The organism is Streptomyces sp. NPDC006309, assembly GCF_040613095.1.
Classification (GTDB): Bacteria; Actinomycetota; Actinomycetes; order Streptomycetales; family Streptomycetaceae; genus Streptomyces.
Map to the genome: position 1 here is coordinate 1 of NZ_JBEXRO010000039.1, position 22,752 is coordinate 22,752.

Genomic DNA, 22,752 nt, shown 5'->3' on the forward strand with positions numbered 1-22,752 from the left:
TCCAGCACCGCCAGCTGATCGAAGAACACCTTCGACAACTCCCGCGCATCCCGAGGAGCCACAGCCGTGGGATCCGCGACCTCCGGCAGCCCGACGGCCGTCTTCCCGTCCTGGGCCACGGTGAGCGTCGTCATGGTGTTCCCCTCCCGAATCGTTCCATAGGTGCTGGTCACCGGTCGACGAAGCCGCGTCTACCCGGTCGCTCGGCATACACACCTGTTTTTTTTGCGCGATGCCGGCGGACCGTCCGCCGCGCGCGTCGCGTGCGGGGCGGCGCCGGGCGCGGGACCATGGCCGTCCGGCCGTGGATCTCCCGGGCGGGACGAGACGGAGGAGGGTGCCGTGTGCCGCCTTTTCGGGCTGAGCAGTTCCCCCGCGCGCACGAACGCCACGTTCTGGCTGCTGGACGCGCCGGACAGCCTCGACGCGCAGAGCCACCGGGAACCCGACGGCACCGGTCTCGGCTACTTCGCCGGGGACGGCACGCCGAAGGTGCACAAGGCACCGATCGCCGCCTACGAGGACCGGGTCTTCGCCCAGGAGGCCCGGGAGGTGGAGTCGGCCACCTTCCTCGCCCACATCCGTTTCGCCTCGACCGGGGGCCTGGACGTGCGCAACACCCACCCCTTCGCACAGGACGGGCGGCTGTTCGCGCACAACGGCGTGATCGAGGGCCTCGAGGAACTCGACCGGCACCTGGGCGAGGACCGTTCCCTGGTGCACGGCGACACCGACTCCGAGCGCTTCTTCGCGCTGGTGACCCGGGAGACCGCGGCGCACGGGGGTGACGTGTCCGCCGGCATCGTCTCCGCGGCGCGCTGGGCGGCCGGGCACCTCCCCCTGTACGCCCTCAACATCATCGTCGTCACCGCTGAGGAGCTGTGGGCCCTGCGCTATCCGGCCACCCACGAGCTGTACGTCCTCCCACGTGCGGCCGGCGGGCGTCACGGGTCGCGGCATCTCGACCACTCCGGCCGCCACGGCCGGCTGCGCGTGCACTCGGCGGCCCTGAGCGACCGGCCCTCCGTCGTCGTGGCGAGCGAGCCCATGGACGAGAACCCGCACTGGCGGCTCATGGACCCCGGCGAGCTGCTGCACGTCGACGGGCAGGGGCGGATCACGTCCCGGACCGCGCTGTCCGACCCACCGGCCCGTCCCCTCACTCTCGCCGACCTGCGGCCCGCCGCCGCCGCCTCGCAGCGGTCGAAGTAGCGCCGCCCCCCACCGCCGGGGGCGGCGGCCAGGTGTCAGGTGTCGTACCGGGACGCGGGGGCATCGGCGATGTATGGGGACACACTCGTGGGCAGTGCATGGACGGTTCGGGGCCCGGCGCGCGGCCGACAGTACGGCGATGGCCATGGCGGGCCGGGCAGGCTTCGCCGCCCGTGGGCTCATCTACGTTCTGGTGGGCGTCATCTCGCTCCAGATCGCCTTCGGCGGTGGGGGCGGCGGGAAACAGGCCGACCGCGGGGGTGCCCTCACGGAGCTGGCGGGCAAGCCGCTCGGTTCGGCGATGCTGTGGATCGTGGGCATCGCGCTCGCCGGCATGGCGCTGTGGCGGCTGTCCGAGGCGGTGGTCGGCGCGGCGGGTCCGGACGGGACGAAGCTGACCAAGCGGGCGGCGTCCGCGGGCCGGTTCGTCTTCTACGCCTTCGTGTCCTACTCCGTGCTGTCCTACGCGGCGGGCGACAAGGGCAGCGGCAGCGGCTCCTCCGACCAGCACACCGACGACGTCACCGCGATGGTGCTGAAGTGGCCGGCCGGTGAGTGGCTCGTCGGGATCGCGGGCGTCGGCGTGGTGATCGCCGGGCTGTGGATCGCCGTCCAGGCCGTGCGGAAGAAGTTCCGCAAGCGGCTGCGGACCGGCGAGATGTCGCAGCGGACCGAGCGGGTGACCGACGTCCTGGGGGTCACGGGCGGCGCGGCACGCGGCATCGTCTTCGCCGTCGCCGGGGTGTTCGCGATCGTCGCGGCCGTCCAGCACCAGCCCGGCAGGGCCAAGGGCATGGACGACACCCTGCGCTCGTTCCGGGATCTGCCGGCCGGGCCGTGGCTCCTCGCCCTGATCGCGCTCGGCCTGGCCGCCTTCGGCGTCTTCTCCTGGTTCGTGGCCCGCTGGCGCAGGATCTGACCCCGCCGGGCCCTGCCCGGCCGAACATCTCCGCCGGCCCGGAACAGACCCACGACGACCGCGACGCGTCCTTGCGTGCCGCTCAGCCGTCGGAGTCGGGTTTGTTCCGGGCCGCCGCGTACGCCTGGGACGGCGTCATGGAGACGCCGTGCAGGGTGACCGTCCTGTAGGGGCTGACCTTGGCGCAGGTCTTGGCCTGGTCGGCGGTGGAGGCGTGGGCGTGGGAGACGGCGGCGCCGGTGTCGGCGGGCGCGGAGGAGCCGCCGGGGTAGTCCTTGCCGCTGGTCCAGTCGGCGCCCACGACCAGGGTCAGGCCGCTGCCCGTGCCCTGCTTGAGGTGGGAGGCGGGCAGGCCGAGTGCCTTGGCGACGGTCTGCGCGGCCGCCTTCCGGCCGGTGCCGTAGGTGAGGGTGGTGCTGGTGGCGGGGGTCGGGGCGTTGCCCGTGGTCGTACCGGTGCCGAAGCCCTGCTCGGTGAGGGCGTCCGCCACGGCGGAGGCGCGGCCGGTGACGCGGGTGCCGTTCTCCACCGTCACGGCGATGTCGGACGCGGGTACGGCGGAGGCCGTGGCTGTGGCTGTGGCTGTGGCGGTCGCGGGGGCCACCGCGGACTTGCCGCCGGAGCCGGTGCTGAGGGACTGGTCATGGGCGATGCTGGCGAACAGGGATTTCGCGCCCGGGCCGACCACCACCCGGTTGTCGTCGTCCGGGTCGGGTGCCGTCTGCATCGTGGCGAAGGTGATCCGCTTGGCCGGGACCTTGTTGACGTCGCCCGCGAGCGCGATCAGCCTCTTCACGGAGCCCAGGCCGTCGTCCACGGTCAGCGCCTTGGTGGCGGCGTCGGCGAGCCCGTACACCGCGCTGGGGTCGGTGAGGGTGCCCGCGCTCTTGAACTTGCGGATCATCGCGCTGAGGAAGATGTGCTGGGAGATCGTACGGCCCAGGTCACTGCCGTCCCCGAAGCCGTGCCGGGAGCGGACGAATTCCAGGGCCGCGACACCCTTGAGGGTGTGCGTGCCCTTGGAGAGCTTCAGGTGGGAGTACGTGTCGTAGACGTCGGCGTTGACGCAGACGGAGACACCGCCGACCGCGTCGGACATCTTCACCACGCCGGAGAAGTCGAGCTTGACGAAGTGGTCGACGGGGATGCCGGTGAGCCGGTGGACGGTGGCCACCTGACAGGCGGGGCCGTACTGGAGCGCGCTGTTGACCTGCCCGTAGTACCCGGACGTGGATTTGCCGGTCTCGCTGTCCTTGCAGGCCGGGACCCTGGTGATGGTGTCCCGGGGGATGCTCATCACGGTGGCGTTGGAGCGGTCGGCCGATATGTGCAGCACCATCTCCACGTCGGCGTTGCTGCCGGTCTGCACTCCCGTTCGGGAGCAGCCGCCGCCCAGGGAGCAGTCGGTCTTGCTGGTCCGGCCGTCGGAGCCCATGACGAGGATGTTGATGGGCGTCCGGCCGAAGGCGTCGGCCTGCTCGGCGCCGCCCTTGCCGTCCAGGGCGATGCTGTGGATGTTGCCGTTCAGGTGCTGGTAGAACCACCAGCCGGCACCGGCGGTGATCAGGATGAGGGTGGACAGGCAGACCCCGAGGATCTTCAGGGCCCGTCGGCCGCGGCGCACCGGGCGGACGCGGCGGGAGCGCGTACCCTCGCGCGGGCCGGAGGCGGCCGCCCGGACCGCGGCCCGGCCGCCCGGCGCGTCGGGTCCGGCCGTGCGCTGCCCGGGCACCCCGTCGCCGCGGCGGCGCGTGGCCTGGCCGGCCGGCCCGTCCCACGGGTCGCTCATTTCCCACTCCCCTGAACGGTCGGGCCTGTCGCGGGCCGGTCCGTCCTGGGGACGGCCGGGCGTACGCGGCGGTGTACGGGCAGGCGAGAGGTGCTGTGCCCTCTCGATTGCGTAGTTGCGCAATCTAACAAAGCCGTGGCCGGAACCGCACAGATCCACACGCGATTCACAGGTGAGGCATCTCATGGCACCGCCCCATCCGGCGAGGGGCGGGATGCTCAGCCGCCGGTGCGGCGCAGGCGGGACACCGGGGCGGAGGCGGGCCGCGAGCGTGCGGTCAGCTGGCCCAGCATGACCCGGACGAGGGTCACCACGTCCGGATCGTCTATGTAGTAGACCTGCCGCCGGCCGTCGCGGCGTGCGCGGACCAGTCCGGCGAGCTTCAGCTTCGCCAGGTGCTGGCTGACGGCGGGCAGCGCTCCGCCCACCCGGCGGGCGAGACGCGTGACGTCGCTCTCGCCCTGCGACAGGGCCCACATCAGGTGCAGCCGGGACGGGGAGGCGAGGAGTCCGAACGCGGCGGCGGCCTCGGCGAGCACGTCCGCGGGCGGATCGTCGTGTCCCCCGGCCCGCTCCGTCACAGCCCGCTCCGTCCCGCATCCGTCACAGCCGACGTCCGCCCGCACACCCAGTGTAGGCGGCACAACGCGCCCGACCCGAAGGGACGCGGGAAACCGCGCGACCAGCCCCCGACAACCCGAGCCCGGCACCTCGCCGCACTCGGCACACGACGCCCCGCCCCGTCCGCAGGCCGGCGCGGCGCCGTCGGCCCCGCGCGCACCCGGGCCGGGATCGGCGCTCGCTCACGCGGCCGGCGCCGGACTCCCCCTCCGCCGCAGAGCGGCCTCGCCGGCCTGGGCGGCCCCGCCGGTCAGCCGGGGAAAGGAACGGGCGGCGGTGAGGAACGCGAGCGTCGTCAGCACGAACGGCCAGGTGAACACGTGACCGCCGGACGGGGCGAGGAGATGGGCGACGGCCGGCGTCAGGGCGGTCGCCGTGGCCGCGCCCAGCAGCGCGTACGGCAGCGTGGCCGGGGCCGCGGCCAGGAACACGCCGCACAGGGCGAGGGCCACCAGTACCGCGTTGTAGCCCATCGTGCCGTCGGCGATCCGGGGTGCCGGTGCCCCGAGCGCCCAGGCCGTCAGGATGCCCGTCGCGCTGCCCGCGCAGGCCACCAGCCCCAGCAGCCGGCTCGCCAGGAAGAGACCGGCCAGGAGCAGCGCTCCGACGTACCACTCGTCGAGGAGGAAGACCTGGGACAGGTTGCGGAAGAACCCCCGCCACAGGTCGCCCGGGCGCAGCGCGGTCGGCCCGGAGGCGGCGCGCGGCAGCGCGGCGAGGCTGTCGCCGTGCGGCCAGATCCGCCGGAAGGCCGGCGCGGCGACGGTCACCGCATTCGCCAGCAGGCAGTACGGCAGGGTCAGCGACGGCAGGTGCCCGACGCGCAGCAGCCGCACGACGGCCGCGGTGACGACGGTGACGACGGCGCAGCCCGCGGCGGCGAGCAGCACCGAGGACAGCCGGCCTGGTTCGAGCAGCACCGCGAAACACAGCGCGACCAGACAGGAGTTGAAGCCCTCCAGACCCGTCTCCACCCGGTCGCGGGCCACTTGGAGCAGGCGTGCGGTGCCGGTACCGAGGGCGGCGCCGCCCAGCGCGTAGGCGCCGTACCGCCAGTCCGCCGCGCCCAGGGCGAGACAGACGACGGCGCCCGTGCGCGCGTCGGCCAGGAACAGCACCTGCGCCGGGCCGCGCAGCAGCGACCGCCACATGCCCGCACCGTGCTTCCGACCCCACCATCGGACAACGTCAGACCGCCGCACGCCCCACCCTCTCTTTCCGCTGTGCGGCAGCCATATTCCGTCATGCGGTACTGGCTGTCGAGAGGGCACCGGAGGCAGTCGTCGGGGCGGCAGCGGTCACCTGGTGGTGTTCCGGCGGCGTACGGCCGCCAGCACCAGGCCGCCGAGGGCGGTCGCACCCACCGCGGCGGTGACCAGCGGCGGCATGCCGTCACTGCCCGTCGCCGCGAGGGTGCCGCCGGTCCCCGCACCCGTACCGGCGGTCGTCGACGCCGATCCGTAGCTGCCCGAGGTACCGGACGTGCCGGTGGTGCCGGTCGACCAGCCGTGCGGGTCGTTGCCCTGGCCCCCCGTGCCGGTGCCGCCGCTGCCCGCGTCCCCGCCGGACGCGGTGCCGCCGGACGTCGTGCCGCCGGACGCGGTGGCACCGGTCGTGGTGCCGCCGGAGGTGCTCGTGCCCGGCTCACCGCCGCCGGGTACGTCGACGGCGAGGAGTGCGGTGTCGTTCGCGGGGTTCTTGTCGAACGCCGGGTGGATGCCGTACACCGAGCTTGCCGTCACCTCCCCCTGGGTGTCCCGTGCCGTCTTCCCGATCTCCAGCACGAAGGTGTAGTCGAGGGGCCGGCCGACGTCGATGGTGTGGCCGGCGGGCCGGCACACGTAGCGCGGGCGGCCCGGCTCCGAGGGACCGGTCGGGCCGTCGATCCCGAACGGCGCGCAGTCCCCGGGCAGTTCCCTGGCGACGGTGCCCGGCGGGATCCGCACCATCAGGGCCGGCTGGTCGTCGCTGTCCTGGTTCTGGATCCAGCCGGGGCCGTTGTTGCGCAGGGTCGCGGTGACGGTGACGCGGCTGCCTCGAGCGCCCGTCACGCGCTCTCCCCGCGCCGCCAGGTCGGCCGTGTTGTCCGCGGTCAGGGTCAGCCGCCGGTAGCTGTCGCCGAAGCCCTCGCCCGGGGCCTCGCCGGTGGGGCCGGTGCCGTACTCGACGGCTTCCATCAGGGCCTCGGGCAGGGCCTTGAAGCGCACGGGCGTGGTGAGGGTGGCACCGGGCTGGACGACCGCGTCCAGTTCGCACAGGGCCTGCCGGACGTGGTCGGTGACGGTCGAGTACGTACAGCCGTCGGTGTGCTGGGGGAAGTCGAGGCCGCGGGTGAGCCGGATCCGGAAGGTGACACCGTCCGCGGGGGCCGTGCCCTTGTTGGTGACGGTGACGCTCCGGTCGTAGACCTCGCCGGGCTCGGGAGATGCGGCCGGCAAGGTGGAGACCACCAGGTCGGGGGCGAGGTCGTCGGCGTGCGCCAAGGGCGCGGCGAGGGCGGGGACGCCGATGGCGATCGCGGCGGTCATCGCCGCTGCCGCGGGGCGCAGGGGTGAGCGCACGGTGGGGCCTCTCGTCAGGACGGGAAAAGGCGGTGCCCGGGCCGCGTGGGCCCGGTCGTCGTGTGCTGGACACATCAGAGACTCCCGAGGTTGTAGGGGACTCGGCACCTCGGCGCCGGACGGCCGGGGGGCCGGCCCGCATCCTCTGTGCGATCCGGGGCAGCCTCGGGAGAGAAAAGCTTTGGGCACGGATCGGCGAGCGTGGACGAGGAACACGTGGCAGACACGAACGAAGAGACGGAAGCGGACCGGTTGTCGGTCGATCGGGCCGCCGTTGACGGTGTCACCGTGGTCACGGTGCGCGGCGAGGTCGACCATCACACCTCAGGCGTGCTCCGCCGGGCCCTGACGCCCGAGGACCCCGCTGAGCCGGCGCGTACCGTCGCGGACTTCAGCGGCGTGGCGTTCATGGACTCCAGTGGCATCAACGTCCTCATCGGCGCCCACCAGGCCCATGAACCGGTCGGCTGGCTGCGCCTGGCCGGCGTCCGCAGCACCGTCCTGCGCACCCTGGAGATCGTGGGCCTGACCACTCTCATCCCCTGCTACCCGAGCGTCAGCGACGCCCTACAAGACTGAACGACGCCGGGACGGGCGGGGCGCCGGCCGGGCCGGAGGCGGTCGCCCGCGGCCCGCTCGACTCCACTCGCGCGGAAGCCGGTCGGGACGGGAGTCAGTACAGCACCCGCAGGTCCGCAGGGCGGACCCGCAGCGTCACCGGGAGGACGGCCTCCACCTCGCCGTCGGCGCCGTAGGGGACGGGCCGGTCGGCCTCGATGCGCAATTCCCGGCCGCGCAGGACGCGCACTTCGGGGCGGTGCACGTGGGCGCCCGTCCTGAGTTCGTTCATGAGCGTGAAGAAGAGCCGGCGCGGCGCGTCGCGGATCATGACGATGTCGAGCAGCCCGTCGTCGACCCGTGCGTCCGGCGCGATGAGCCGGCCGGAGCCGTAGTAGGGGGAGTTGGCGGCGACGACGGTGTAACCGCGGTGGATGTGCTCGGTGCCGTCCACGGTGACGCGGAAGCCGGCCGGCCGCCAGGTGGTGACGGCGCGCAGGCCTCCGGCGTAGTAGGAGGCGGCGCCGCGCAGCAGCCGGGCGTTGTTGGCGTGCCGGTTGGCCTCGGCGTCGACCCCGGCGTACACGCTGCCCAGGACGACGGTGCGCTGGTGGACGGCCGATTCCACCTCGATGGTGTCGACGGGCCGGGGTTCGGCGTGCAGCAGGATGCCGGCGAGTGCGGCCGGGTCGGCGGGCAGGCGCAACGCGCGGGCGAAGTCGTTGCCGCGTCCGGCGGGGACGAGCCCCAGTACGGTGCCGGTGCCGCTGAGCGCGCCGCCGATGCCGCCGGCGATGCCGTCACCGCCGACGGCGAGGACGACGCGGCCCCGCTCACCGGCGGTGCGGGCGATGTCCTGGGCGTGGGCGAGGCTGTGGCTGTACTCGGTGTCCAGGCCGGCGCCGGCCTCGCGGAGCAGCCGGGCCAGGTGGAGCAGGGTCGCCGCCCCGGTGGAGCCGCCGGCGGTGGGATTGACGACGGCGGTGAACTGTCGCATCGGTGTGCCTTTCGAGGCAGGCGGTCGGATCGGTGGGGTCAGTCGGTGGGCAGCAGGACACCCGGGTTGAGGACCCCGTCGGGGTCGAGGCGGTGTTTGACGGCGCGCAGGGCCGAGACGCCGAGGGGGCCCGCCTCGCGGACGTACCAGTCGCGGTGGTCGGTGCCGACCCCGTGGTGGTGGGAGATGGTGCCCCCGGCGGCGAGTACGGCCTCGTTGGCGGCGTGCTTGGCGGGCGACCAGTGCGCCACCGGGTCCTCGCCCTGGGCGCTGACGACGGTGAAGTACAGCGAGGCGCCGTTCTCGTACACGTGGGAGATGTGGCACATCACCAGGGGCGGGGTGCCCGCCTGGGTGAGGGTGTCGGTGAGGGCGGTGCGGACGGCCGTGTACAGGCCGGGGATCCGGGACCAGAACGCCGCGGTCTCCAGCGTCTCGGCGAAGGCGCCGGCGTCGAGCAGGGCGTCGCGCAGGTAGGGCGCGGAGTAGCGGCCGTGCGCCCAGCGGTCGCCGGGTTCGGTGCCGGCGGGGGAGCCGCCGCAGTCCGTCAGGACGGCCGCCGCCCGCTCCCGGCGCCACGCGGTGTCCTCGGCCGTCCCCTCGTAGCCGGTGATCGCGAGGCATCCGGCGTCGCTGTGTCCCGGGCCGGCGCCGATCGCGTCGGGCTGGGCGAGCCCGATGAGCGTCTCGGTCTCGTCGGACAGGCGGAGCACGGTCGGGCGGGGGCCGTCCTGGGCGAGCCGGCGCAGCGCCGTGGCACCCTCCTGGAACGAGCGGAAGCGCCAACCCTCGTACACCCGGGTCTGCGGCAGCGGGCGGATCCGTACGGTGACGGAGGTGATGACGCCGAAGGCGCCCTCGGAGCCGAGGATCAGCTGGCGCAGGTCGGGTCCGGCGGCGGAGCGGGGGGCGCGGCCGGTCTCGATGGTGCCCTCGGGGGTGGCCAGGGTCAGGCCGAGGACCATCTCGTCGAAGCGGCCGTAGCCGGCGGAGGCCTGGCCGCTGGAGCGGGCGGCGGCGAAACCGCCGATGGTGGCCCATTCGAAGGACTGCGGGAAGTGGCCGAGGGTGAAGCCCTGTCCGGCGAGGAGCGCCTCTGCCTCGGGGCCGCGCAGGCCGGGCTGGAGGACGGCGGTGCGCGAGACGGGGTCCAGGTCGAGCAGGCGGTTCAGGCGGCGCAGGTCCAGGGCGACGAACGCGCTGCGCTGGGGGGCGAGTCCGCCGACGACCGAGGTGCCGCCGCCGAAGGGGACGACGGCCAGGCCGTGCGCGGCGCAGGTGCGCAGCACGGCGAGGACCTCGTCGTGGCTGCCCGGCAGGACGACGGCCTGCGGGATGTCGGAGAGGTCGCCGGCGCGGACGCGCAGCAGGTCGGGGGTGGACTTGCCGCGGGTGTGGCGGACGCGGGTCTCCGCATCGGTGCGGACGTGTTCCTCGCCGCCGGCAGCGCGGGCGAGCGCCCGCAGCGCGGCGGGGGCGGCCGTGGGGGCGGGCGGACGGACGTCCGCGAGGGCGGGGGCGGGTGTGGTGCGGGGTGTGACGCCGAGCAGGTCGCGCAGCAGGCCGGTCACCGTCTCGGGCAGCGGTGCCGCCTTGGCCGGATCGCCCCAGCCGTTCCACAGCATGTCCATTGATCGGTCGTCCTCACGGGTCGGTGTGCTCGGTTCGCGCGGCTCGGCCGCCGTCCCGGGGCACGGACCGCCTCCGTCCGACCCCCGGGGCGTTACACTGTGACACATGACGCCTATTCGTCACAACGGTTCGGACAGCGATCACGTCCTCGATGCGGTACGCGACTGTGTGCTGGCCGTCGGGGTACGGCGCACCACCCTCGCCGACGTCGCCCGGCGCGCCGGCGTCTCCCGGATGACTCTCTACCGGCGCTGGCCCGACCTGCGGAGCCTGGTGGGTGACCTGATGACCCGCGAGTGGATCGACGTGGCCGGCCGGGCGATGCCGGAGCCCTCCCCCGGCACCGCCACCCGCACCCGGATCGTGGACGGACTGGTGAGGGGGGTCGAGGCTTTCCGGGCGCACCCCCTCTTCCGGAAGATCATCGACGTCGACCCCGAACTGCTCCTCCCCTACGTGCTCGACCGGCGCGGCGCCAGCCAGGAAGCACTGCTCGCGCTGCTGGCCGACGCCCTGCGCGAGGGGCAGGCGGACGGGTCCGTCCGGCCCGGCCACACCGAACGGCAGGCCCGCGCCCTGCTGCTGACCGTGCAGTCCTTCACCCTGTCCCTGCGCACGATGACCGACGAGGACGACCCGGAGCTGGACTCCGCCGCGTTCCTCGGTGAACTGCGCACCCTCCTGGAGAGGACCCTGACGCCATGAGCCACACCGAGGCCGCGCCCGGCTCGTCCCTGAGTGCACACCGGCGCGGCCGGGAACTGGCCGAGGCCGCGGACGGCCGGACGGCCGACGTCCTGGTCGTCGGGCTGGGCGCCACCGGGGCCGGAGCCGCCCTGGACGCGGCGGCCCGCGGACTGGACGTCGTCGCGGTCGACGCCCACGACCTGGCCTTCGGCACCTCCCGCTGGAGTTCCAAGCTCATCCACGGCGGGCTGCGCTACCTCGCCTCCGCCCAGTTCGACGTAGCGCACGAGAGCGCGGTCGAACGCGGCATCCTGATGACCCGCACCGCCCCGCACCTGGTGGCCGCCCAGCCGTTCGTGCTGCCGCTCACCCCACTGGTGTCCAGGGCCCAGGCCTCGCTGGCGTGGGCCGGGTTCCGCGCCGGGGACGTGCTGCGGCTGGCCGCCCGGACCCCACGCCAGGTGCTGCCCGCGCCCCGCCGGCTGTCGGGGACGGAGGCCCGGCACCTGGCGCCCTCGGTCCGCGCGGCCGGACTGCGCGGCGGACTGCTGTCCTGGGACGGCAGGGTGACCGACGACGCCCGCCTGGTGACCGCCCTGGCCCGCACGGCCGCCGCGCACGGCGCCCGGGTGCTGACCCGGGTGCGGGCGCTGGAGCTGACCGGCACGGGCGCCCGGATCCGGGACGAACGCACCGGTGAGGAGGGCGAGATCAGGGCCCGCGCCGTGATCAACGCCACCGGGGTGTGGGCGGGCACCCTCGCCGACGGCATCCGCGTACGGCCGTCCCGCGGCACCCACCTGGTCCTGCGCTCGCAGCGGCTCGGCGCCCTCCCGGCCGGCCTGCACGTCCCGGTCCCCGGGGAGACCAACCGCTTCGTGCTGGTCCTGCCCCAGGGCGACGGCCGGGTCTACGTCGGCCTCACCGACGAGCCGGTCCAGGGCGGCATCCCGGACGTGCCGGAGGTCCCCGAGACCGACATCGGCTTCCTCCTGGACGTGCTCGGCTCCGTCCTGGACACCCCCGTGGCCCGGGACGAGGTCGTCGGCGCGTTCGCCGGACTGCGCCCGCTGCTGGACACCTCCAAATCCGGCGGCCGGGACGGCGCACCGGCCCGCACCTCCGACATCTCGCGCCGGCATGCCGTACTGACCTCGGCCGACGGTGTCACCACGGTGGTCGGCGGCAAGCTCACCACCTACCGGCGGATGGCGCAGGACGCGGTGGACGCCGCGGTGGCGGCGCGCGGGCTGCGTACGGGCCCCTCCCCCACCGCCGGGCTGCCGCTGGTCGGCGCCGCCGCCCCCGGCCGGCTGCGGGCCCTGTCCGCGCCCCCGGACCTGGTACGCCGCTACGGCACCGAGGCCGCGGCCGTGCACGCCCTCGCCGTGCGGGACCCCGGCCTGGCCGAGCCGGTCCTGCCCGGCCATCCCGTGACCCGGGCGGAGCTGCGCTGGGCGGTCGAGCACGAGGGGGCCCTCGACGAGTCGGACCTGCTGGACCGCCGCACCCGCATCGGCCTGGTCCCCGCGGACCGCGCCGACGCGCTCCCCGTGGCACGGGAGATCCTGGAACGGACGGCGACCACGCGCCCCTGACCCGGCGGGCCCGGCACCCGGCCCGGTACGGCCGGGGCTGTCAGAGCAGGCGCCGGATGTCGCCCCGGACCCGGTAGAAGCCGCCCGCCGCGGGGTGCAGGGCGTCGACGACGTACCGCGCGCCGGGCTCCCGTATCGCGCGGGGGAACTGGACGTTCCAGGAGGAGTCGTAGCCGTCGGAGAGCACGTGGACCCGGACCCGGCCGGCCTCCCGCACGCACTCGACCACCACCGCACCGGCCGGCGCCTGGGCGACCGTGGCCACCGCGCTCACGGCCGTGGCCGGCGCGTACGTCGGCAGGGCGGCGGCGAGCTTGACGTCCCGGACCACCGGCACCGTGCCCTGCTGGGCCGCGGAGACCGCCGCCTCGCTCGCGTCCACGCAGACTAGCGACCCGTCCGTGGTCACCAGGTACAACCGCTCGTCGTGGTACTGCATCGACAGCGCCGAACCGCTGCCCGTGCCCAGCTTCCACAGGCGCCTGCCGTCCTGGTCGAAGCAGTACACGGACGACGCGGCGTCACCGGCGAAGACGAACCGGCCGCCGGGCGAGGTGGCGCACGAGTACACGCTGCCGTCGCACGCGTACGTCGCCTCGATGGCGCCGGTCTCCTTGGACAGCCGCTGGACCACCCGGTGCGCGGTGCCCGCGTACACGGCGTGCTCCTCCTGCCAGCCGAAGAGCACGCCGCCCCGGGTGGGGGTGTGCCACAGTTCCCCGCCGCCGTCGGGCGCGTAGGCGGTGACGCCCCGCTGGTGGCCGTGGTAGACGGCCCGGTCGTCGGCCCGGACCATCCACGCGTGCTCGCCCTGGCTGCGGCGGGACCACTGGTGTTCGTCCTCGTGGTCGATGACCGTCAGTCTGCCCGCGCGGTCCGAGACGTCCAGGACGCCCTCGTGGATGTCCAGCCAGAAGATGTCCACGTCGGCGGCTATGTCATAGGCGGCGAAGGGCAGTTTCGAGGAGAGGTCGTACACCGTGCCGTCGTCGCAGCCCGCGTAGATCCAGAAGTCGTCGGCGACCAGGCACTTGACGCCGTCCGGCAGGCCGAACCGGGCCAGGACTGCGCCCTCGTGGTCCAGCGTGTAGACGTCACCCGCCTGGTTGCCCACCCAGCAGCGCTCGTCGTCGACATGGATGCCGAACGCGGCGGAGCCGGTGCGGAACCGCCACAGCACGGGCGCCACCGCCCGCGCCGTGGACGGGGCCGAGCTGACCTGACGGCGGGTCACCGCGCGCGGGGCGCGCTGTCCCGGTACGGCCGGGGCGTATCCCTTGCGGACCTTCTCCCCCACCTTCCTCGCCGCGGCGGCCCGCGCCTTCTCCGCCGTCGCGAACGCCGTCGTCTGCGTCTGCCCGGCGGCGCCGATCCGGCCGTACCGCACGGTCACCACCAGTCCGTCGACGGTCACCTCGTAGAACTTGTGGGCACCCTCGCCCTCCTGCGACAGCTCCAGATACGTCGTCGACACGGTGCACGCCGTGGACATGGCAGCCCCCTCCCCCAGGACGGACCGCGGCCGTTCCCGCAGGTCCTCACTGCTCCACACGGTAGAGGGCCCCACTGACAATCACCCCGCCCCGTGGGCCGCACCGGCTCGACGCGTCCGACGTCGCCCACGGCCCTTTCGAGCAGTTCCCGACCGACCGCGCCGCCGGGAACCGTCGTGATCCCGGAGACCCCGGCCTCGCCCTCGGCCACGGCGACGGCGAACGACCACACGTCGCCGCCCTGGACGTGCAGCGCCGCACGCGGGTCGCGTCGCGGGTGCCCGGCCTTGACGCGGTCGGCCGGCGTCGAGAACCGCGGAACGCGGGCCTCGGGGTGCCGGCTGTACACGATGGTGGTCAGGTGGGGGTGGCCACTGGGCCTGACGGTGGCGAGCGTGCCGAACTGCTGCTTGCCGAGCAGGTTGGAGAGGTCGTCGTCGGACAGTGGGCAAGGCGCGGGTCGTTGCGTCATGCCGTGAGCGATGCCCTTGGCCTTCCCGCGACTTCATGGACGTTGTGAACGCTCCTCACTTTCGCGAGACGCCCTGGTCCGTCAACTGCGGGTAAAGCGCCGCCAGATCGCCGGAGAGGGCAGCCTTGACCTGTCGGCTGACATCGTCCGCCAGCACCTCGTACGCCCCGGACTCGACGCCGGCCAGCGCCAGTGCGGCGACGTCCCGGGGGCTGGACTTGGGCGCGTCGACGTGTGCGGCCATGTCGGTGTCGAGGTAGCCGACGTGCAGTCCGGTGACGCCGATGCCCCGCGGACTCAGCTCCAGTCGCAGGGAGTTGGTCTGGGACCACAGTGCCGCCTTGGTGGCGCTGTAGGAGCCGGCGACGCCGAGCCAGGACAGCACGGAGTGGACGTTGAGGAGGTGGCCGCCGCCGTTGCGCTCGATGACCGGCACGAAGGCCCGGGTGACCAGGAGGGGGCCGTAGAAGTTGGTCTCGAACTCCCGGCGTACGTCGTCGACCGGGGCGTCGAGGAAGGAGGTGGCGCCGAGCAGGACCCCGGCGTTGTTGACCAGGACGGTGACGTCCTGCGCCTGCTGCGCCGCGGCCTCGACGGACCGGGGGTCGGTGACCTCCAGGGCCAGGGGTACGGCGTCGGGGTGGGTGACGCTGCGCGGGTCGCGGGCCGTCGCGTACACCTTGGCGGCGCCGCGGGCGTACAGCTCCTCCACCAGCGCCTTGCCCAGCCCGCGGCTGCCGCCGGTGACGAGGGCGACCGAGCCCTTGATCGAAGTCATGTGCATCTCCCGAGTGGAAACCGATCGGTTTCCGCTACGGTAAACCGATCGGTTTCCGGCTGCAAGCGTCAACCGGCCGGCGTTCGCGCACGCCGCGCGCGGAGCGGAGCCGACACCGGCCGCGCGGGCCGGGGCCCGGCGGCCCGGCGCGGCGGAGAACGGCCGGGCGGAGAACGGCTGAGTTGGAACAGCCGGGCGGGAACAGCCGGGCAGGAACGCCTGAGCGGGAACGGCCGGGCGGGAACAGCCGGGCAGGAACCGCGCTGCGGAGAACGGCGGGGAACGGCCCGAGCGCATGGATGCACCGTTCCCCGCCTCGGACCGGCCGTCCAACGACCCGACCGGTCTGGTTCAGACCCTCCGCCGCGGGGCGCCCGCGGGCCATCCGAGAGGGCCGGGCGGGTGAGACGGAACCGCGCGGCGCCGCCGGTACGGGTCCCTCCAGGGCGGGCGAACCGCGGTGACGGGCAGCGGGCTCGACGGCGACCCGCTTGGTGCGGGTCGCGCGGGGATGCGAGGCTGGGGGGAGAGGTGTCCGTCGAGGGGACCCAGGAGGGCCGATGGGGCGTGACGTCCCGGCGCTCGTCTTCACCCGCGAGGACCGCCGCCGGTACCGGATCAAGATGCACGCCTGCCTGGACGCGCTGGCGCTGATGCTCCGCGAGGCACGGTTCGAGTCGGAGCGGCCGCAGGTCGGCCTGGAGATCGAGCTGAACCTGGTGGACGACGGCGCCGAGCCGGTGATGCGCAACAACGACGTGCTGGAGGCGATCTCCGATCCCGCCTGGTCCACCGAGCTGGGCCGGTTCAACCTGGAGATCAACGTCCCGCCCCGGCGGCTGACGGCGGGCGGCCCCGACGCCTGGGAGTCGGAGATCAGGGCGGCGCTGAACCACGCCGACGAGCGGGCCCGGTCGGTGGGCGCCCGTCTGATCACGGTGGGGATCCTGCCCACGCTGCGCCAGGAGGACATCGGCGAGGGAGCGCTGTCGGAGAACCCCCGCTACCGGCTCCTCAACGACCAGGTCTTCGCGGCGCGCGGCGAGGACCTGCGCATCGAGATCGACGGGGTCGACCGGCTGCGCACCTACGCGGACACCATCACCCCGGAGGCGGCCTGCACCAGCACGCAGTTCCACCTCCAGGTGTCCCCGGATGAGTTCGCCCCCTACTGGAACGCCGCCCAGGCGATCGCCGGCGTGCAGGTCGCGCTGGCGGCGAACTCCCCGTTCCTGTTCGGCAAGGAGCTGTGGCACGAGACCCGTGTCCCGCTGTTCGAGCAGGCCACCGACACCCGCCCGGAGGAGATCAGGGTGCAGGGGGTACGGCCCCGGGTGTGGTTCGGGGAACGCTGGATCAACAGCGTCTTCGACCTGTTCGAGGAAAATCTGCGCTACTTCCCGGCCCTCCTGCCGCTGTGCGACGAGCAGGACCCGGCGGAGACGCTGGACCGCGGCGACACCCCCGAGCTGGGCGAACTCACCCTGCACAACGGCACCATCTACCGCTGGAACCGCCCGGTCTACGCCGTCACCCACGGCGTACCGCACATCCGGGTGGAGAACCGGGTGCTGCCGGCCGGACCGACCGTCGCCGACACCCTCGCCAACGGCGCGTTCTACTACGGGCTCACCCGGGCCCTGGTGGAGGAGGACCGGCCGGTGTGGTCACGGATGTCCTTCTCGGCCGCCGAGGACAACCTGCACGCCGCCGCCCGGCACGGCATCGACGCGCTGCTGTACTGGCCCGGGATGGGCGAGGTGCCGGTGCCGGAGCTGGTCCTGCGCCGGCTGCTGCCGCTCGCGCACCGCGGGCTGGAGCACTCCGGCATGGACGACGCGTGGCGGGAGCCGCTCCTCGGGATCATCGAGCAGCGCTGTGTGACGGCACGGAACGGGGCGGTGTGGCAGAAGGAGATGTTCCACCGCCTGGACACCGCCACGCACGCCGGCCGGCACGAGGCGCTGCGGCGGATGGCCCAGCTGTACATCGACTACATGCACCTGAACGCACCGGTGCACACCTGGCCGGTCGACTGAGGGCGGAACCGCAAGATCTTCAGGAGCCTTCTAGGCCCGTGTGCGGGACGGCCGCTCCAGGCTGGTCTCCGGGCACGCCGACGCCTCCGGCAGGTGGACCTTGGCCCACTCGGCCAGCTCGCGCAGCGCGGGCTCCAGGGCCGCGCCCGCCGTCGTCAGCCGGTAGGAGACGCGCAGCGGCGGGCCCTCGTCGACCTCGCGCAGCACGAGTCCGGCCGCGCCGAGTTCGGCGAGCCGGTCGGACAGCATGCGTTCGCTGATGCCGGGGACGGCCCGGCGCAGGTCGGTGAAGTACGCGGGCTGTTCCACCAGAACGGCCACGATCGGGCCGCTCCAGCGCTTGCCGAGCAACTGGAAGACGCGGGTGATGCCGTCGTCCACCCGCTTGCAGGCCGCACTGTCGTGGTTCTCGTCCGCCATGACCTCAGAGTACTACTCCTCCGTAGGGAGGTGAGAAAAAGTAAGTCCCTGTGTTAGAAATAGTCTCGTACGAATCGTCAGCCGCGGCGCTGCGTGTCCGGCTGCCTTGCCTCGCTCATTGCTGCCTCGCTTCGCTTACTGGAGACCTTCATGGCCACCCTGCTGCACATCGACTCATCCGTCTTCCCGACCCAGGCGTCGGCCTCCCGCGCCGTGACGGAGGCCTTCCGCAAGCACTGGGAGGAGGAGCACCCGCAGGGCACGGTCATCTACCGCGACCTGGCGGCGCAGCCCGTCCCGCACATCACCGCCGAGTCGCACCTCGCCGGCTTCACCGACCCGGCCACGCACACGCCTGAGCAGGCCGCCGTCTTCGCCGAGCGCGTGAAGCTGATCGAGGAGCTGGAGCAGGCCGACGCCGTGCTGATCGGCGCCCCGATGTACAACTACACGATTCCGTCGACCCTCAAGGCGTGGCTGGACAACATAGTCCTGATGGGCCGCACCGGGGGTCCGGACCCGTCCGCCAAGGGCACGCCGGTGACCGTCGTCGCCAGCCGGGGCGGCTCCTACGCGCCGGGCACCCCGCGCGAGCCGTACGAGTACGTGCAGAACTACCTCAAGGCCGTCCTCGCCGACGCCCTCGGCCTGGACCTCGAGTTCATCGTGCCGGAGCTGACGATGGCGTCGAAGAACCCGGCGATGGCCGACCTGGTCCCGCTGTACGAGGCCTCCCGTGACCAGGCCTTCGAGGCCGCCGCCGCCAGGGCCAAGCAGCTCGCGGGGCGCCTCGCGGTCTGACGGACCGACGGCCCGGATACCGGGCGGCACCCGGGTGAGCGGCCCCGGACCGGCATACGACGGTCCGGGGCCGCTCCGTGCCGTGTTGCGGACGTGGTCGCGGGCGTCGGCCACCGCCTCGTCGACATCGGCGTGGAGGGTCCCGCTCAGGACGGCACCGGCAGCTCCGGCGGCGTGGCGGCCCCCGGCGGGCGCACTTCGCCGTGTGGGCGCGCACGATGTGGAGGGGCCGGCGGTGACCTGCGCGGGCGACCGCTTAGCGTGCTGTCATGCGTGTCGACTACTCACCGGATGCCATGGATCCCGGATCCTTCTACCGCCTGCTCACGGCCGTCGTCGTGCCCCGGCCGATCGCGTGGGTCTCGACCCTCACGCCCGACGGCGCGACGGCGAACCTGGCTCCCCACTCGTTCTTCACCGTCGCCTGCACCGATCCGCCCATCGTCCAGTTCACCTCCGTGGGCCGCAAGGACTCGCTGCGCAACGCGGAGGCGACGGGCGAGTTCGTCGTCAACTTCGCGCCCGAGCCGCTCTTCGCCGAGGTCAACGCGACGGCGACCGACTTCCCCCGGGACCGGAGCGAGTTCGACGCCGTGGGCATCGAACGCGAACCCTCGCTGCGGGTGGGGCCCCCGCGGGTGGCCGCTTCCCCGGTCGCCCTGGAATGCACCCTGCACTCGACGCTGCGGCTGGGCGGTTCGACGGTCGTGTTCGGCCGGGTCGTGTACGCCGCCGTCCGCGAGGACGCGCTGGTGGCCGGCCGCCCCGACATCGGGCTGCTGCGTCCGCTGTCCCGGCTGGGCGGCAACGAGTGGGGCACGGTCGGCGAGGTCCACGAGCTGGCCCGGGTGCCCTACCGGGAGACGGCACGCGACTGACCGGCCCCGGACATCCGGTTCTCACGCACGGCCGGGCCCGGCGCCGGGGCGGACGGTGACTACCATCCGGTGTCCTGACCGCGACGGGAGAGGGAGACCGCATGAGCACAGCGCAGAGCACCGGCCCGGCGTCCGTCCTGCGCGCGGCGTACGAAGCCGCCTCGGCGGCGGTCGCGGACCTCGGCGACGAGGAGTCCTGACTGCCGACCGGCTGTACGGGCTGGGCGGTGCGCGACCTCGTCCTCCACCGCCTCCAGGACGCCCAGCGCGCCCTGGTGGTACTGCACACGCCCGCGCACGGACCGGCCGACCGGGACGCGGTGACCTACTGGCGGGACCGGCGGCCGGACACGGCCGGGGCGGCGAACGGCCGGCGCCGGGTACGGGTGAACGGCTGCATGTTCCTCGACTTCGGCCGGCCGCGCGGCTTGTACGTGGAGACGCCGGCGGCGGCCGCGCACGCGGCGGCCACCGTGCCGCCCGGGACGCGGGTGGCCACGCAGGGGCACGTTCTGACGGCCGGCGGACCGTCTGCTGGGCCGGCCAGCCCGCCCTGCCGGAACGGAGCGACACGCACTGCGCGCGTGGGCACCGGGCGGGCCGCGCTCACCGACGCCGAACGGACGGCCCCCGGGCAGGCTGCGGACCGGTTCCCGCTGGTCGGATGAGGCCCCCGGCCGGGCCCGGCCACACGCCCAACACGGGGAACACGCGCGCGACTCCTGCGCGGTGCGGGGCGCACCGGTCAGGTTGATGGAAACCTGCGCCCCATGAGCAACCCTCCCGCCATCAACAGTTACGTCGACCGGGTCACGGCCGGCCCCGGCGGAGCGATGACCGACGAGGTCGGCGTCATCACCGGCGACCTCACCGTCGCGACCATCCTCCGCTCGGACGGCCACAGTGTGCGCGTCGCCGTCCAGCAGTCCGGCAGCGACACCTGGTACACCCTCGCCGGCAGCCCCGCACCGGTGCCGGGCGGTCAGATCGCCGCCTACCACCGGGATCTGCTGGGCCGTATCCGTCGGGGAGGCGGCACTCGCGCCACCTGAGCGCCGGTGGACGGACGGGAGTGGGCGGATCGGAGTGGGTGGAGCGGACCCGGCCGAGTGCGGTCGGGCGGCCACGGGCAGGCCGAGCGCCCGCGGAGGGCGGCACGGGCGCGGTCCGTGAAGCCCGGAGCGCGAACGTGTCCGATCCGGCCATGTGTGTGCTGGCGCTCCGTCAGGAAACGCGCCCGGCCGGTGAACCGCTGCGTGAGACGGCGACTCACGGGTAACCGGCGATGTCATGAACGCGTTGAAGATACGGCCGGAGAGGCCGGTGCACCGACAGGAGTCCGCGTCCCGCGTCACCGGCCCGGGGAGGCAGCCGTGCTCTTCCTGATCGCCGCCCTGCTCCTGCTGGGCATCGTCGTGGGGTCGGCGGCCTACCTCCCCTGGCCCGTCACGCTGGTGGTCGGTTCGCTCATCGCCCTCTGGCTCGTGGTCTTCGCGGGACGCGAACGGCGGCGCCGCAACCGGACGAGGAGGGCGTGACGATGCGACTGACCGCGCCTCCCTCGGCCCGGACGGGCCGGCGGGACACCGAAGGCATGGCCGTGGCCTCCTTCGTCCTCGGACTCGTCGGACTGCTCGTCCTCAACCTCATCCTCGGCCCGGTCGCCATCGTGCTGGCCGTCCTGGCCCTCCGCCGGGACACACCTCGCCGGTTCCGGGCGCTCCTGGGACTGGGACTGGGCATCGCCGACCTGGTCGTGCTCGCCGTTCTTCTCTCCGCGCACGGCACGGCGTCCTGGTCGGTCTGGGGCGGCTGAGCTGTGCCGGTGTACCCGGCACACCGGGTTTCGGCCGGCGTGCGCGGGAAAACCGGTGGGCGTGGTGTCGTACGGACCGGAGCAGCGTGTGCACACCCCCGTACTGCGTGCCGGGTGGCTGACCCAAACCTTCGTGCACTGGGCGTACTCCCCCGGCCGGGTCCAGCGGCTGCTGCCGGCGGGTCTGGTGGTGGACACCTTCGACGGGACGGCGTGGGTGGGCCTCACCGCGTTCGTCATGGCCGGCGTGCGTCCGCCGGGCTCCCCCGTCGCCCTGCCCTCCTTCGCCGAGACCAACCTGCGGACCTACGTCCGTGACCGGGACGGCCGGGACGGGCTGTGGTTCCTCTCCATCGAGGTGGCCTGCCCGGTGATGCTGACGGCCCGCGCGGTGGGCGTGCCGTACCGCCTCGGCCGCCTGGACGTGTCGCGCCACGGAGACACCCTCGTCTACACCGGGGTCCGGCGCGGCGGTGGCCCCCGCTACCACCTGGCCGTCCGGCCGGGCGCGCCGATCCGGCCGGACACCCGGGACGTGTGGCTGACCTCGCGGTGGCGGGCCTACACGCGGCAACTCGGCACGCTCTGGGAGACGCCCGTCGAGCACGCGCCCTGGCCGCTGCGCTCGGCCCGCCTCGACCGGGTCGAGGAGACCGTCACCCGGGCGGCGGGACTGCCGCCGTCCGACACCGAGCCGACCGTGCACTTCTCCGACGGCGTGCGGAACGTGCGTCTCGGCGTCTCCCGCCCGCTGTGGCCCGCCCGCGGCCGGGACGCGGACGACGGGCCACCGGCATCACGGACGCCCCGGAGCCACGGCGGTCACGACGGCTACGGCAGCAATCAAGGAGGCTCGCGATGAACCGTTCCCGTACGCCCGGCCCCGAGGACACGGGTGGCCTCGACACGCGGCTGCTCGGCATCTACCTCAACGACCACCTCGCCGGTGCCACTGCGGGCGCCGAGCGGGCCGGCAGCCTGGTGCGGTCGGTCCGCGGTTCGGCGCTGGGCAGGGCCCTCGGACCGGTGGCCGCGGAGATCCGCGAGGACCGGGCGGCACTGCTGGGCATCATGCGGGACCTGAACGTGCCGGTGCGCCGCGCCAAGGTCGGCGCGGGCTGGGCGGCCGAGAAGGTGGGGCGGCTGAAGACCAACGGCCGGCTGGTACGGCGGTCTCCGCTGACCACGGTCGTGGAGCTGGAGGCGCTGCGGCTGGCGGTGGAGGGCAAGGCGGCCGGATGGCGCACCCTGCGCCGACTCGCCACGGCCGACCGGCGCCTGGATCCCGGCCGGCTCGACACCCTCCTGGAGCGGGCCCGGCGGCAGCAGGACACGGTGGAGGAGTGGCGGATCCGCGCCGTGGACACGGCCCTGCGCGCGAACGGCACCGACACGGCGTGAGCCGCGCGGCCGACGACAGCGACACGGCGTGAGCCGCACGGCCGGCGGGACCGCCGCCTGCCGTGCGCCCGCCGGCCCAC

23 protein-coding genes and 2 pseudogenes are annotated in these 22,752 nt (G+C 73.9%); 14 read left to right on the forward strand and 11 right to left on the reverse strand.

What is annotated here, in order from left to right:
• Positions 1 to 134: pseudogene (locus ABZ117_RS32115) on the reverse strand (RNA polymerase sigma factor SigF); the annotation flags it as partial.
• 208 nt (positions 135 to 342) lie between these two features.
• On the opposite strand from ABZ117_RS32115, the gene ABZ117_RS32120 reads away from it, so the two are divergent.
• Both ABZ117_RS32120 and ABZ117_RS32125 read left to right on the forward strand, forming a co-directional pair.
• On the forward strand, positions 343 to 1,212 hold the full coding sequence (locus ABZ117_RS32120) for a class II glutamine amidotransferase (protein WP_356825938.1): 870 nt from the start codon (positions 343 to 345) through the stop codon (positions 1,210 to 1,212).
• 139 nt (positions 1,213 to 1,351) lie between these two features.
• On the forward strand, positions 1,352 to 2,131 hold the full coding sequence (locus ABZ117_RS32125; protein WP_356825940.1) for a DUF1206 domain-containing protein: 780 nt from the start codon (positions 1,352 to 1,354) through the stop codon (positions 2,129 to 2,131).
• Positions 2,132 to 2,213: 82 nt separating this feature from the next.
• On the opposite strand, the gene ABZ117_RS32130 is transcribed toward ABZ117_RS32125, so the two are convergent.
• The 4 genes from ABZ117_RS32130 to ABZ117_RS32145 all read right to left on the reverse strand — a co-directional run bounded on the left by ABZ117_RS32130 (position 2,214) and on the right by ABZ117_RS32145 (position 7,102).
• On the reverse strand, positions 2,214 to 3,920 hold the full coding sequence (locus ABZ117_RS32130; protein ID WP_356825942.1) for an LCP family protein: 1,707 nt from the start codon (positions 3,918 to 3,920) through the stop codon (positions 2,214 to 2,216).
• 218 nt (positions 3,921 to 4,138) lie between these two features.
• Entirely contained in the window at positions 4,139 to 4,501 is a 363-nt protein-coding gene (locus ABZ117_RS32135; protein WP_356825944.1) for a metalloregulator ArsR/SmtB family transcription factor, read from the reverse strand.
• A gap of 222 nt (positions 4,502 to 4,723) precedes the next feature.
• A complete protein-coding gene (locus tag ABZ117_RS32140; RefSeq protein ID WP_356825946.1) occupies positions 4,724 to 5,692 on the reverse strand; it encodes an urea transporter in 969 nt (322 codons plus the stop codon).
• Between the two features lie 147 nt (positions 5,693 to 5,839).
• Positions 5,840 to 7,102, reverse strand: a complete 1,263-nt coding sequence (locus ABZ117_RS32145; RefSeq protein ID WP_356825948.1) for a hypothetical protein — start codon at positions 7,100 to 7,102, stop codon at positions 5,840 to 5,842.
• Between the two features lie 216 nt (positions 7,103 to 7,318).
• Between ABZ117_RS32145 and ABZ117_RS32150 the strand changes: the two genes are divergently transcribed.
• Positions 7,319 to 7,681 (forward strand): STAS domain-containing protein, encoded by a 363-nt coding sequence (locus ABZ117_RS32150; protein WP_356825950.1) that lies wholly within the window; start codon positions 7,319 to 7,321, stop codon positions 7,679 to 7,681.
• 94 nt (positions 7,682 to 7,775) lie between these two features.
• On the opposite strand, the gene ABZ117_RS32155 is transcribed toward ABZ117_RS32150, so the two are convergent.
• Entirely contained in the window at positions 7,776 to 8,657 is an 882-nt protein-coding gene (locus ABZ117_RS32155; protein WP_356825952.1) for a diacylglycerol kinase family protein, read from the reverse strand.
• A 38-nt stretch (positions 8,658 to 8,695) separates the two neighbouring features.
• Positions 8,696 to 10,288, reverse strand: a complete 1,593-nt coding sequence (locus tag ABZ117_RS32160; RefSeq protein WP_356825954.1) for an FAD-binding oxidoreductase — start codon at positions 10,286 to 10,288, stop codon at positions 8,696 to 8,698.
• A 106-nt stretch (positions 10,289 to 10,394) separates the two neighbouring features.
• Here ABZ117_RS32160 and ABZ117_RS32165 point away from each other — a divergent pair, with 106 nt between their 5' ends.
• Both ABZ117_RS32165 and ABZ117_RS32170 read left to right on the forward strand, forming a co-directional pair.
• Positions 10,395 to 10,994, forward strand: coding sequence for a TetR/AcrR family transcriptional regulator (locus tag ABZ117_RS32165; protein WP_356825956.1), 600 nt, complete (start codon positions 10,395 to 10,397; stop codon positions 10,992 to 10,994).
• Positions 10,991 to 12,574, forward strand: a complete 1,584-nt coding sequence (locus tag ABZ117_RS32170) for a glycerol-3-phosphate dehydrogenase/oxidase (RefSeq protein ID WP_356825958.1) — start codon at positions 10,991 to 10,993, stop codon at positions 12,572 to 12,574. Before ABZ117_RS32165 ends, ABZ117_RS32170 begins: the two co-directional genes overlap by 4 nt.
• A gap of 40 nt (positions 12,575 to 12,614) precedes the next feature.
• Here ABZ117_RS32170 and ABZ117_RS32175 read toward each other — a convergent pair whose 3' ends face one another.
• From ABZ117_RS32175 to ABZ117_RS32185, 3 genes and pseudogenes are all read right to left on the reverse strand, one after another.
• Positions 12,615 to 14,066, reverse strand: coding sequence for a WGR domain-containing protein (locus tag ABZ117_RS32175; protein WP_356825960.1), 1,452 nt, complete (start codon positions 14,064 to 14,066; stop codon positions 12,615 to 12,617).
• A 140-nt stretch (positions 14,067 to 14,206) separates the two neighbouring features.
• Positions 14,207 to 14,539: pseudogene (locus ABZ117_RS32180) on the reverse strand (pyridoxamine 5'-phosphate oxidase family protein); the annotation flags it as partial.
• A 55-nt stretch (positions 14,540 to 14,594) separates the two neighbouring features.
• The gene (locus ABZ117_RS32185) at positions 14,595 to 15,317 is read right to left on the reverse strand and encodes an SDR family oxidoreductase (protein ID WP_356825962.1); all 723 of its coding nucleotides are present in this window, start codon (positions 15,315 to 15,317) and stop codon (positions 14,595 to 14,597) included.
• 560 nt (positions 15,318 to 15,877) lie between these two features.
• On the opposite strand from ABZ117_RS32185, the gene ABZ117_RS32190 reads away from it, so the two are divergent.
• Positions 15,878 to 17,356 carry a glutamate-cysteine ligase family protein gene (locus tag ABZ117_RS32190; protein ID WP_356825964.1) on the forward strand — a complete coding sequence of 493 codons (1,479 nt, stop codon included), beginning with the start codon at positions 15,878 to 15,880 and terminating at the stop codon, positions 17,354 to 17,356.
• 30 nt (positions 17,357 to 17,386) lie between these two features.
• On the opposite strand, the gene ABZ117_RS32195 is transcribed toward ABZ117_RS32190, so the two are convergent.
• Positions 17,387 to 17,776, reverse strand: coding sequence for a helix-turn-helix domain-containing protein (locus ABZ117_RS32195; protein WP_356825966.1), 390 nt, complete (start codon positions 17,774 to 17,776; stop codon positions 17,387 to 17,389).
• 150 nt (positions 17,777 to 17,926) lie between these two features.
• On the opposite strand from ABZ117_RS32195, the gene ABZ117_RS32200 reads away from it, so the two are divergent.
• The 8 genes from ABZ117_RS32200 to ABZ117_RS32235 all read left to right on the forward strand — a co-directional run bounded on the left by ABZ117_RS32200 (position 17,927) and on the right by ABZ117_RS32235 (position 22,672).
• On the forward strand, positions 17,927 to 18,577 hold the full coding sequence (locus ABZ117_RS32200) for an NAD(P)H-dependent oxidoreductase (RefSeq protein ID WP_356825968.1): 651 nt from the start codon (positions 17,927 to 17,929) through the stop codon (positions 18,575 to 18,577).
• 269 nt (positions 18,578 to 18,846) lie between these two features.
• Positions 18,847 to 19,455 carry a flavin reductase family protein gene (locus ABZ117_RS32205; protein ID WP_356825970.1) on the forward strand — a complete coding sequence of 203 codons (609 nt, stop codon included), beginning with the start codon at positions 18,847 to 18,849 and terminating at the stop codon, positions 19,453 to 19,455.
• A gap of 200 nt (positions 19,456 to 19,655) precedes the next feature.
• Positions 19,656 to 20,123 carry a maleylpyruvate isomerase N-terminal domain-containing protein gene (locus tag ABZ117_RS32210; RefSeq protein ID WP_356826020.1) on the forward strand — a complete coding sequence of 156 codons (468 nt, stop codon included), beginning with the start codon at positions 19,656 to 19,658 and terminating at the stop codon, positions 20,121 to 20,123.
• A gap of 102 nt (positions 20,124 to 20,225) precedes the next feature.
• Positions 20,226 to 20,507 (forward strand): hypothetical protein, encoded by a 282-nt coding sequence (locus ABZ117_RS32215; RefSeq protein WP_356825972.1) that lies wholly within the window; start codon positions 20,226 to 20,228, stop codon positions 20,505 to 20,507.
• A gap of 321 nt (positions 20,508 to 20,828) precedes the next feature.
• Positions 20,829 to 20,993, forward strand: a complete 165-nt coding sequence (locus tag ABZ117_RS32220; protein ID WP_356825974.1) for a hypothetical protein — start codon at positions 20,829 to 20,831, stop codon at positions 20,991 to 20,993.
• A 2-nt stretch (positions 20,994 to 20,995) separates the two neighbouring features.
• The gene (locus ABZ117_RS32225) at positions 20,996 to 21,271 is read left to right on the forward strand and encodes a DUF4190 domain-containing protein (protein WP_356826021.1); all 276 of its coding nucleotides are present in this window, start codon (positions 20,996 to 20,998) and stop codon (positions 21,269 to 21,271) included.
• Between the two features lie 88 nt (positions 21,272 to 21,359).
• Positions 21,360 to 22,133, forward strand: coding sequence for a DUF2071 domain-containing protein (locus ABZ117_RS32230; protein ID WP_356825976.1), 774 nt, complete (start codon positions 21,360 to 21,362; stop codon positions 22,131 to 22,133).
• On the forward strand, positions 22,130 to 22,672 hold the full coding sequence (locus ABZ117_RS32235) for a hypothetical protein (protein WP_356825978.1): 543 nt from the start codon (positions 22,130 to 22,132) through the stop codon (positions 22,670 to 22,672). The genes ABZ117_RS32230 and ABZ117_RS32235 overlap by 4 nt, the downstream gene beginning before the upstream one ends.
• The last annotated feature ends 80 nt before the right edge of the window (positions 22,673 to 22,752 follow it).